Origin of the sequence: Streptacidiphilus melanogenes (genome assembly GCF_000787835.1) — a bacterium.
GTDB classification, from domain to species: domain Bacteria; phylum Actinomycetota; class Actinomycetes; order Streptomycetales; family Streptomycetaceae; genus Streptacidiphilus; species Streptacidiphilus melanogenes.
In genome coordinates this window covers 3923-6991 of the sequence record NZ_BBPP01000095.1, presented here as the reverse complement: position 1 = coordinate 6991, position 3069 = coordinate 3923, and the positions used below count along the sequence as shown (strand labels likewise).

The window sequence follows — 3069 nt, the reverse complement described above, 5'->3', positions numbered from 1 at the left end:
CAGGGTGCGTTGGACGGGGGACGGTTCACTTCTTCGAGTGCGCGGTCGGTCGCGGTTACGGGCTGGTTGTGGGCCCGGGAGTCGACCGGTGCCGGTGGGGGGTGCTGTGGGGTTGTGCTGGTGGTTGAGTTCTTTCGGCTTCGGCCGTGCCTGGCGGGGTGGGGGTGGGGTGGTTACCGGCGCTGGTGGTGGTGGAGGAGTTTGGGGAGGAGGAGGGAGATGGTGAGGGTGAGGGCGGCGAGCAGGGCGGTGGTGAGGATGGGGAGGTGTCCTTGCCCGGTGACCGACGCGGCGGTTGTTGTGGCCGTGTGGGGGGTCGGGAAGGTGATGGTGGCGCGCTGGGTGTGTTCGATCAGTCCGCTTTGGAGGGTGAGTTCGGCGGTCCAGGGGCCGTCCGGCAGCCGTGCGTCCAGGGGGACGATGGCCTCTGCGTGGTCGCCCGGGGCGAGTGTGGTGCCGGGTGTGGCGGCGAAGGGTCCGGCGCGTAGTTTGCCTGGTCCGTCGGAGAGGGTCAGTGTGCCTTTGATGTCCAGGGCGCGGTGTCCGGTGTTTTGGATCTGGGCGTGGACTTCCTGGCGGCCGTCACGGGCCCGGGTTGCGTAGATTCGTTCGATTTTGAAGTCTGAGGGTGGGTCGCCGCCGGGGCCGACGTCGAGGTAGATGCGGACGCCTACTCGGCCCAGGACTGTCAGGTTGTGGGAGTGGTCGCGGTCGACGGCGATGGGTGTTTGTGCCCAGATGACGGCGTATCGTTCCCCGGCGGTGGCGTCTTTGGGGATCTGGATGGTGGTGCGCACCCGCGTGGTTTCGGAGGCCGCGAGTTCAAGGGTGGTTTTGTCGAAGGACGTCCAGCCGGTCAGTTCGTTGGGGGTGTGCTGCGGTGCGAAGGTGAACTTGCCCTGTCCGATGGTGGCCGCTGCGGTGTAGACGTCGACGTGCATCGGGGTGGGTGCTTCGTTGGTGACTTCCACGCGCCGTTCGATGGTCTGGCCGGGGGCGAGGTGGTCGATGATGTAGGCCTGTGCTCTGGGGTCGGCGCGGCGGTTTTCCGGGGCGTCGAGCAGCTTGATGCCGATGGCGGTGCCGGCGGCCGGGGTTGGGGGGGAGGACGCCCTCGAAGCCTGCTGGCTCATCGAGACCACCCATACGGCCTGAAGGAATGTCAGCACCAGTAGCAGGGCGGCGTATCGGCGTGCACCGGTGAGCGTGTCAGGCAACGGATTGGGTCAGCGTTCCGGTGTAGGTTCCGCCGACCGCGCTGGCGGGTGTGGAGATGGAGACGGTGGGGTTCCAGGTCGCGGTGTTGTCTCCGACGCCGTCGGTGCCGGTGACCACCGTCTGGGCGGAGTTGCTCAGTGTCACGGGCGTCCCGGTGGTGGTGATGGTGCCGGTGGTCGTGATCGTCCCGGGGTCGTAGGTGGTGTCGGTGGCGGGGATCGTTTCGGGTGGCGTCGCCGCGCCGGTTGTGAAGTCCGACGCGGATGCGGTCGCGGTCCAGGATGCCGACAGCAGGGCTCGGTCGTCGGTGACGGTGACCGGACCGAGTGTTCCGCTGATCGTGGTGCCGGGCGCTCCCGAGCCCAGGCTGGCGCTCGCGGGCGCGGACATCGACAACGCGCCGGAGGTGACGTCGAACGTGACGGTGGAGTCGGGGTCGGCCGCCCGTAGGGTTCCCTGGCTTCGACGGGTCGTGGGCCGGCCTGGCCCGTGGCCGGAGCGAAGGGGAAGGTGGGGCCGCTGCAGGCTGTCCTTGTCGGTGACGGTGTTCACGGACAGCGGTCGATCCGGGGCGCCTTGGTTGCCCGCGGCGGCGCCTGCGGAACCGGTCGCGGCGACGGCGAGGCATGGCTGGAGCAGGACAAGGGCAGCGGCCGAGGCCACGACGGAGATACTTCGTGTGTGCACAGCGACTCCCGGAGGAACGGGCCAGCGGCGGACAGGGCGACCGAAAACGGCAGCATCGGATATCAGGGATGTCCTTAGCTGACGTGGAACACGTCATCAGGTACGGCTTTTCCCCGGCAAGATGGCGCGCCGCGTGCTCGGCGGAATTGGGGTTCGCGGGTGTAGTGCGTGGGGCGCTCTTGCCGGGCGGCGCCGGGCGGGAGGTGCACCTCTGGAGGGGAAGACCTGTGCGTGAAGCAGTCGCCTTGGCCGCCGGGGACGCTGGCCCTGCCCACCCGGTCGGCCTCACCTGGTGGCTCTCACCTGGTGGGGCTGGTCGGCATGCTGGCGGGTGCGGACGGCGCGGACTTGTGGAGTGAGGGTTCGTCCGGCGTTGGCGGCGGGCTCGGCGCCTCTTCGCGCGCGGTCCTGGGTGGCCGCGTCCGGGCGGAGGGCGTCGGCTGCTCTGCCCGGGTCCTCCAGGGATGTGCGTGGGTCGCCGCGGGCCCCGGGGCCGTGGTGGGTGGCCCTCACAGCGGTCAACCGCTGCATCCTGCGGGCTTGGCGTGGCTTCCCGTCGCGTGGAGCCGGGCGATGTGTGAGTCAGGGCTTGAGCGGAGGGTGTCGGCTGCTCTGGCCGGGTCCCCAGGGATGTACGTGGGTCGCCGCGGGCTCCGGGTCGGGGTGGATGGCTCTGGCTGCGGTCAACTGTTGCTTCCTGCGGGTTTGGTGTGGTTTTCCGTCGCGTGGGGTCGGGCGATGTGTGGGTCAGGGCGTGAGTGGTTTGGGAAGCATTGGGGTGTGAGCTGGTCGCATTGTGGGGGGAGCGGATGGGGAAGGCGAGCCGGGGCAGGAAGGAACGGTCGCGGGACCGGGCGGTTGGGTGGTCTGCGCTGGCGGCGGCGCGGGAGGCGCGGCGAATGCGGGATGAGGCGTTGTGTCTGCTTCCGGAGCATCCGCTGATGTTCGTTCGAACGCGGCAGGGGGTCGTTGATGCGCTGCGGGGTGCGTATCGGACGGGGATCCGGGCGGGCGGGATGGATGAGGACGAGGCCAGGGCGTATGCCCTGGCGAGTACGTTCGGCTCGGTGGGGCGCGGGGGGCCGTGGCCGAAGGGGGATCCGGATGTGGGGGGTCACGCGCGGTGGATCACCGACCGGCGGGTCCGGCGCTGGGGGGGGGTGG

2 protein-coding genes are annotated in these 3069 nt (G+C 69.8%); both read right to left on the bottom strand.

What is annotated here, in order from left to right; translation table 11 throughout:
* Positions 1 to 173 precede the first annotated feature (173 nt).
* Positions 174 to 1133, bottom strand: coding sequence for a COG1361 family protein (locus TR49_RS39270; RefSeq protein ID WP_042391241.1), 960 nt, complete (start codon positions 1131 to 1133; stop codon positions 174 to 176).
* A gap of 76 nt (positions 1134 to 1209) precedes the next feature.
* On the bottom strand, positions 1210 to 1905 hold the full coding sequence (locus tag TR49_RS39265) for a hypothetical protein (protein WP_152627717.1): 696 nt from the start codon (positions 1903 to 1905) through the stop codon (positions 1210 to 1212).
* Between the last annotated feature and the right edge of the window lie 1164 nt (positions 1906 to 3069).

What these genes read in the sequence shown, in the direction of transcription:
- TR49_RS39270 (WP_042391241.1), bottom strand. Translation starts at nt 1,133, where the DNA reads ATGAGCCAGCAGGCTTCGAGGGCGTCCTCCCCCCCAACCCCGGCCGCC.